The following is an 8,347-nucleotide window of genomic DNA, read 5'->3' on the forward strand; positions in this document are numbered from 1 at the left end:
GTTCTGGGGACTAAGACGACCGGTCGTCATGATCGTTGTGCAGTGACACGGCTGCGCAGTGACGCCGCGGCGTTCGCTTAGAGCGGCCGGAAACTGCGCGCCACGCTGGGGGTCGGTCGGCCAGAATGGCTGAGTGGACGACGCGCGTACATCGGACCTGCGCGTTAGTGTGCTGCGCGGCGTCGAGGTCTGGCGCGACGGTGTCCCGATCGAGGTGGCGGGTCGGCGGCTGCGTTCGTTGCTCGCCCTGCTCACGCTGAGCCCGGGCACTCCCCGGCGTGCCGAATACCTCGCCGACCAGCTCTGGAACGGCGAGCCACCGAGCGCCAACGCACTTCAGGCCCTGATCTCCCGGCTGCGCCGGGTGGTCGGTGCGGAGGCGGTCGCCTCCCGCCCGACCGGCTACCTGCTCGCGGTGGACCCAGCCCGCGTCGACGTCGTGCGCTTCGACCGGCTCGCCCGCGAACGCACCCCGGAGGCCGCTCGCGAGGCGCTCGCGCTGGCCGGCCCCGAGCCGCTGGCCGAGTTTGCCGACGTGCCCGACCTGGCCGACGAGGCGCGCCGGGTCGAGGCCGAATGCCTCAAGTTGGCCGATTTGGCTGAGCTGACTGAATCGGCTGGGCCGGCTGTTGCTGTGGAGACTGCACGGCTGGTCCAGCAGCCTCGCCTCGCAGTGCGCCTCATCGGCCGGGATCGCCTGCTCGCCGAGATCACCGCGCGGCTTGCCACTACGCGGCTGCTGACCCTCGTCGGCGCGGGCGGCGCAGGGAAGACGTCGCTGGCCAAGGCCGTCGCGTACGCCCGGGACGGCGCCGTGGTCGCGGAGCTCGCCCCGGTCGGTGCCGAGTCCGTGGCCGCCGAGGTTCTCACTGCCGTCGGCGGACGTGACGTCGTGGTCAGCGACCACAGCCGCCGGGCCGCGGACCTGAACCGCGATAACCGCACCCGGGTCGCCGCCGTGCTGCGCGACCGCAAGTTGCTGCTGGTTCTGGACAACTGCGAGCACGTGGTGGACGCGGCTGCCGACTTGGCCGCGCTGATCCTTGACCACTGTCCCGAGGTCACGATCCTGACCACCAGCCGGGAGCCGCTGGCTGTACCGGGCGAGGTCCGGCTGCCGGTGGATCCGCTGCCGGTTCCGCCCCCCGATGCCGAGCACGACCGACTCGGCGAGTACGCGGCGATGGAACTGCTGCTCGAGCGTGGCCGCGCCGTGCGTCCAGACTTGTCCGCGGACGGTGCGGACGACGCCGCGCTGGCCGAGATCTGCCGCAGGCTTGACGGCAGTCCGCTCGCGTTGGAACTGGCCGCGGCACGGTTCAGCGTGCTGACCGCGCGTCAGGTCGCCGACCGTCTCGACGACCGGTTCCGCCTGCTCACCCGAGGTGCCCGCACCGCTCTGCCGCGTCAGCAGACGCTGCGCGCGGTGGTCGACTGGAGCTGGGATCTGCTGGACCTGAGGGAGCGGGAGATCCTTGCGGTCTGCTCGGTCTTCGCCGGTCATGCGACGCTTGAGGACGTCGAGCAGGTGGTTGGCGGCAGAGGCGCAGGACTCGGCGGCGTGGTGTCGGATGGCCCCTTTCTCGATGTCCTCGACGTTCTTGATCGGCTCGTGGTCAAGTCGCTCGTGGTTGCCGCGCCCCGCGGCGGCGAGATGCGGTACCGGCTGTTGGAGACCATCCGCGAGTACGCCCGCGAACGGCTGGTCGAGTCCGGGCGCGAACGCTCGGTGCGGGACCGGCACGCCCGCTGGTACGCCCGGCTGGCCGAGCGCGCGGACCGGTACCTGCGCGGCCCGGAGCAGGTGCGTTGGCTCAAGAGGCTCGACGAGGCTGAGGACAACTTTCGTGCGGCGTTGGCGTGGGTCCAGCACTGTGAGGACGCGGACACGATGCTGCGCCTGTGTGCCGGTCTCGCCTGGTACTGGATGCTGCGGGGACGGAATGACGGCCGGGAGGAGACACGGGCGGCGGTCGAACTGGCCGACCGTGTGGGCACCCGGCGCCGCATGGTCTTCGCCCTCGTCCTCGCGCTCGACGCGGTCGGCACCTTCGAAGGCGGCACACTGCCGTACGAGGGCAAGGCGCGGCTGCAACGCGCGCGGGAGGAGTTCCGGCGGATCGGCGGGCGGCACACGACGCTGGCGATCCTCAGTGACGTCATGTTCGCGTTCTTCGAGCCTGAGCGGTTCGGTGACGCGCTCGACGAGGAGGATCGCCGTTGTGTCGAGGCGGGCGACGCGTGGGGCAGCGGGCTGATCGGCATGCTGCGTGCGCGAGTGCTCGCCGATGAGGACGCGGACGCCGGTGAGCGCCACGCGCGGGCGGCGTTCGAACGTTTCCGGGCGTGCGGCGACCGATGGGGGATGGCCGAGAGCGGTCAGGCGCTCGGCTATGTGGAGAGCCTGCGTGGTGAGCACCGCGCCGCGCTCGCCGTCTACGCCGAGGCCGGTGAGAACGCCCGCGAGATCGGCGCGATCGGCGACATGATGATCATCGCGGTGATGTCGGTGTGGGAGCACGAGTACCTCGGCGAGCACGAGGCGGCCGACCGCAAGCTCGCCGAGGCCGAGAGCCTGCAGCGGGACTCCCGCCACGGCGACGAGTCCAGCGCCTTCGTGGCCCTGACGCGGGCCGGGCTGTATCGGGTGCGGGGCGAGCTGGAGGCGGCGGCGTGGCATCTGGCGGAAGCCCGGCGGTTCCAGCAGCGGGGTCGGGACAATCCGTTCCGTGCGTATTTCCACATTGAGACAGCGCTCTTGAAGGCCGCCATGGGCGACTTCCGGGCGGCGGCCGACTACTACCTACAGGCCCTGATCGCGGCGACCAAGTTCTTCTTCGATGGACCTGAGGTGGCCCGGTGCGTTGAAGGGCTCGCGGCGGTGGCGCTGGGTCTCGGTGAGCCGGCTGTGGCGGCGCGCCTGCTCGGGGCCGCAGGCACCGTCCGTCCGGCGCCGCTGCCGGACACGCGCAGTCGTGACACGCGGAGGACGGCGAGCGCCGTGCGGGCCGCCGTGGGGGAGGACGACTACGAGCGCGCCGTGTCCGAGGGCAAAGCGCTGAGCCGGGAAGAGGCGTTCGAACTAGCGCGAGGGCATGCGGCGCGGTACAGCGGCGTCGGCGGTCGCGCGGAGAACGGGGACAGCGGCTGTCCGGCAGTGCACTAGCCCGACCGCGCTAGCGGCCGATGCCGGTCCGGTGTTGGCTACAGATGTCGGCTGCGTAGCGTAACCGGTTGCGGAACCGGTTACGAATGTTGCGTCGCGCTCTCATGGTGAGTTTTTGACTTTTCATGACTGCGCTGGTCAGCGCGCCGAGGTCGGGTTTGTCGGCGGTCACGTCCAGGACTGCCCAAGCTCGGACCGTTGACAGCCCCGGAGCATCCGCGTAAACATCTCCAATCGGAGAGCGCTCTCCGCTTACTTAGCAGGCACCCGGCCCCGTAGCGCAGGCGGCGTTGCGGATCCGGCTTCACGGCGCACGGCATCGACCGCGCGCCGCTCCATCCCATGGCGTTCACGGCGGGACGTCGCCCCCATCACGATGCCGTTCCGGGCTTGGAGGCCTCGGTGAGGAGAGTCCCGCTTTCCGTCTGCGGTGCGCGCGCGGCTTTAGGTGCTTTTGAGGCTTCAGGTATTTCAGGTGTCTTAGATGCTTTAGGCCGAGCGGCGCACCACGAGTGTCGGCTCGAAGATCACCGACCGCGGCGGGCTGCCCGGATCATCGATGTGCTCCAGCAGCAGCGACGCCATCCGGGCGGCCATGTCCTCCAGCGGCTGGCGGATCGTGGTGAGCGGTGGTCGGCACGCGAGCGCCGCGTTGCTGTCGTCGAACCCGACCACGGCCACGTCCTCGGGTACCCGCCGGCCGTTGTCGTGCAGGGCGAGCACCGCGCCGAGGGCCATCAGGTCGTTGGCGACGAACACCCCGTCCAGATCCGGGTGTCCGCCCAGCAGTTGGCGCATCGCCCGCTCGCCGGTCTCCTGAGTGAAGTTCCCCTCGACGGAGGGCACGTAGGCGTGCCCGTGGCGCGCCATCGCCTCGCGGAAGCCCTCGAGCCGGTCGCGGCTGGCGGGCATGTCCAGCGGGCCGGAGATGGTGGCGACGTGGCGGCAGCCGCGCGCGACGAGGTGGTCGGCGGCCAGCTTGGCACCGGCCGCCTGGGCCGCGTCCACATAGCTGATCGGGAGCGGGGTGAACGGGCGCTCGGAGAGGACGGCCGGCAGGCCCGCCTCCGTCAGCAGGCGCGGGAGGGGGTCCTCGGCGTGCGTCGATATCAGGATGACGCCGTCCACGTGGCCCTGCTTCAGGTAGCCGATCAGCTGCGTGCGAGCCTCCTCGGTCTCGGCCAGCATCAGCGCCATGGTGACGCCGCGCGGGCGCAGCACGCCGAGGATGCCGCTGACCACCCGGCCGAAGAAGGGGTCGGTGAAGATGCGGCCCAGGAAGGGGTCGTCGAAGGTGCGGTGCTCGGCCTCCGACACCACCAGGGCCACCGAGTTTGTGCGGCGGGTGACCAGTGAGCGGGCCGCCTGGTTGGGCACGTAGCCGGTCTGGGCGATCGCCGCCCGCACGACCTCCTGGATTTTCGGGTCCACGTTGCGGATCCCGTTGATCACTCTGGAGACGGTGGCGCGCGACACCCCGGCCACCTTGGCGACGTGCTCGAGCGTCGGCGAGGCGGTGGGGTCGTTGCTGCTCATGCTGCCTTTGTAGCACACCCCAGAGAGCGCTCTCCCAGAAACCCCCCCTCCCACCCTTACGCCCTGATCAACCCTCATCACCGACAGGAGTCGGCATGGTAGCCCTCACCTCCGCTGCAGCGTCGCGGCGGAGCCTCCCACGACCTCCCCGGCGGAGACCGACGCGGCACGCGGTGGGTCGTCCGGTTCAGGCACTGATGACGTTCCTGACCGCGCTTGCGCTCGCCGGGTACGCCCTGGTCGCCCAGAGCACGCCTGCGCATGCTGCGTCGACGCTGCTTTCGCAGGGTCAGCCTGCGACTGCTTCGTCACTTGAGAGCAGCGCATATCCCGCTTCGAACGCGGTGGACGGCAACCCGAACACGCGCTGGTCGAGCGCCTGGGGCAGCGATCCGCAATGGCTGCAAGTCGATCTCGGCAGCAGCGCGACCATCAGCCAGGTCGTGCTGATTTGGGAGAACGCGTACGCGACGGCGTTCCAGATCCAGACGTCGACTGACGCGACGAATTGGACGTCGATCTATTCGACGACCGCGGGTGCCGGCGGCACGCAAACGCTGAGCGTGAGTGGATCAGGCCGCTACGTCCGCATGTACGGCACGGCGCGGGCGACTGGATATGGCTACTCGTTGTGGGAGTTCCAGGTCTACGGGACAGCGGGGTCATCGTCGCCGCCGTCCTGCGGTACGACGAACGTCGCCTTGAACCAGCCCGCGACCGCGTCGTCGATCGAGAACGGTGGTACGCCCGCGTCGGCGGCCGTGGACGGCAACACCGGCACGCGGTGGTCGAGTCAGTTCAGTGACCCGCAGTGGCTCCAGGTCGATCTCGGGAGCACGCAGAACATCTGCCAGGTCGTGCTGGACTGGGAAACAGCGTATGCGAGCGCATTCCAAATCCAGGTCTCCAACGACGCGACGAATTGGACGTCCATCTATTCGACGACCGCGGGTACCGGCGGCACGCAAACGCTGAATGTGAGTGGATCAGGCCGCTACGTCCGCATGTACGGGACGGCGCGGGCGACGCAATGGGGCTACTCGCTCTGGGAATTCGAGGTGTTCGCGGCCGGTTTGGGGTCTTCCGGCGGAGGGAATCCGAACTGGTCGACCGTGTGGAGCGACAACTTCGCCGGCGCGGCCAACACCGCTCCGTCGTCGTCCAACTGGATCGAGGACACGGGAACCAGCGCGCCCGGCGGCCCGGCCAACTGGGGCACCGGTGAAGTCGAGACCATGTCGAACTCGACCGGCAACGTCTACCTCGACGGCAACAACCACCTCGACATCAAGGCCATCGACACGAACGGGTCCTGGACCTCGGGCCGGATCGAGTCTCAGCGCAGCGATTTCGCGGCGCCCGCCGGGGGGATGCTGCAGATCTCCGCGTCGATCGAGCAACCGAACCCGACCCACGCCCTCGGCTATTGGCCGGCCTTCTGGACCCTCGGTGCGGGCGACCGGACCGGCGGCGCGTGGCCGGCTGTCGGCGAGTCGGACATCATGGAGGCCGTCAACGGCCGTAGCCAGGTATCCGGGACGCTGCACTGCGGCACCGACCCCGGCGGCGCGTGCAACGAAGCCACCGGGCGGACCAGCGGCCTGACATACTGCGCCGGCTGCCAGACCGCCTATCACACGTACTCGGAGATCATCGACCGGACGAAGTCGGACGAGCAGATCCGCTGGTATGTGGACGGCCAGCAGTTCTGGCAGGTCAGCGAGAGCCAGGTCGGGGTCTCCACCTGGCAGGCCGCCGTGGACCACGGCTTCTTCATCATCTTCGACCTCGCGATCGGCGGCGCGTTCCCGAACGCGGACTGCGGGTGCACCTCGCCGAATGTGCAGACCTCGTCCGGCGGTGTCATGAGCATCGACTCGGTCACGGTCCAGCAGGCGACCGGCACCGCGCCCCCGCCGCTGACCACGCCCAACCCGCCGGCGAACAATCCGAGTGTCGTCAAGGTCACCGGCTCGCAGGGCAACTGGTCGCTGTCGGTCAACGGCGCTCCGTACGAGATCAAGGGCATGACGTACGGCCCGTCGACCGCTGCTGCCAGCACATACCTGCCTGATTTGGCGGCGATGGGTGTGAACACGGTGCGCACGTGGGGCACGGACTCGACGACGCAGCCGCTGCTCGACGCCGCCACCGCCAACGGGATCAAGGTGATCAACGGCTTCTGGTTAAGCCAGAGCGATGACTACGTCAACGACACGACGTACAAGAACAACCAGCTCAACACGATCGTCGGATTCGTCAATCAGTACAAGAACGACGGTGCGGTGCTGATGTGGGACGTCGGGAACGAGGTGATTCTCAGTCTTCAGAACACTTACTCCGGCGCTCAACTCGAGGCGGAGCGGAATGCGTACGCGCAGTTCGTCGACCAGGTCGCCCAGGCGATTCACGCCGCCGACCCCAACCACCCCGTGACGTCGACTGACGCTTGGGTCGGCGCGTGGCCGTACTACAAGGCCAACTCGCCCAACCTGGATTTGTATGCGGTCAACTCGTACGGCGCCGTGTGCAACGTCCAATCGGCCTGGAACAGCGGCGGTTACACGAAGCCTTACATCGTGACCGAGTCCGGTCCGGCAGGTGAGTGGGAGGTGCCAAATGATGCGAACGGTGTGCCGCAGGAGGACACCGACCAGCAGTCGGCTAACGGCTACGCGACGGCATGGGGCTGCATAACCGGCACGAGTGCGAAGGGCGTCGCGCTGGGAGCCACGCTGTTCAACTATGGCGTCGAGAATGACTTCGGTGGCATCTGGTTCAACGTGGTGACCGGAGGTTGGCGGCGGCTGTCGTACTACACGGTCAGCAACATCTACGGCGGAACGGCGACGACGAACCAGGCCCCTGTCATAACCGGGCTCACGGTCGGCAACGCGTCGGCAGTCCCGGCGGGCGGACAGTTCACGGTCAATGTCGCGGCGAACAGCCCGACCGGCGCGACGTTAAGGTACGGCGTCAACTTCAACAGCAAGTACATCAATTCGGCGACGGCGCTTCAGGGCGCGACATTCACGGCGCAGGGCGGGAACCTGACGATCACCGCGCCAAATCAGATCGGCGTGTGGAAGGTCAACGTCTACGTGTACGACGGCCTGGGTAACGTCGGCATCCAGACGGCCTCGTTCAAGGTCGTGCCGCCCCCGGTCAACGGCACGAATGTCGCGATCGGCAAGCCCACGACCGCGTCGTCGTATCAGGCGACGGGGAATGGCGCCCCGTATCCGCCGAGCAACGCGACGGACGGAAACCTTAGTACGCGCTGGGCGAGCGACTGGAGCGATCCGCAATGGATCCAGGTGGACCTGGGTCAGACCACGACCATCAGCCACATCCAGCTGGTCTGGGAGGCGGCATATGGCCAGGCCTACCAGATCCAGACTTCACCGGACGGAACGAACTGGACCACGATCTACTCCACGACGACGGGAGTCGGTGGTGTAGACGACTTCAATGTGTCGGGTTCGGGCCGCTACGTGCGTCTCTATGGAACAGCGAGGGGGACGACGTTCGGCTACTCGCTGTATGAGTTCGGGATCTACTCCTGACCGCGACTGGTGATTGGTGATTAGCGATTTGACCTGTCAGCGGCTCATATAGCCGCCGGGCTGCTGCCACAGTAGAGTG

3 protein-coding genes are annotated in these 8,347 nt (G+C 68.2%); 2 read left to right on the forward strand and 1 reads right to left on the reverse strand.

The features are described from left to right. Positions 1-133 precede the first annotated feature (133 nt). Entirely contained in the window at positions 134-3,166 is a 3,033-nt protein-coding gene (locus VGZ32_RS13045) for a hypothetical protein (RefSeq protein WP_326886245.1), read from the forward strand. Between the two features lie 489 nt (positions 3,167-3,655). Here VGZ32_RS13045 and VGZ32_RS13050 read toward each other — a convergent pair whose 3' ends face one another. After that, entirely contained in the window at positions 3,656-4,702 is a 1,047-nt protein-coding gene (locus VGZ32_RS13050; protein ID WP_326886246.1) for a LacI family DNA-binding transcriptional regulator, read from the reverse strand. A 197-nt stretch (positions 4,703-4,899) separates the two neighbouring features. On the opposite strand from VGZ32_RS13050, the gene VGZ32_RS13055 reads away from it, so the two are divergent. Beyond that, entirely contained in the window at positions 4,900-8,268 is a 3,369-nt protein-coding gene (locus VGZ32_RS13055; protein ID WP_326886247.1) for a discoidin domain-containing protein, read from the forward strand. Positions 8,269-8,347: the final 79 nt, after the last annotated feature.

The sequence above is a fragment of the Actinocrinis sp. genome, from assembly GCF_035938995.1.
Taxonomy (GTDB): Bacteria; Actinomycetota; Actinomycetes; order Streptomycetales; family Catenulisporaceae; genus DASZGI01.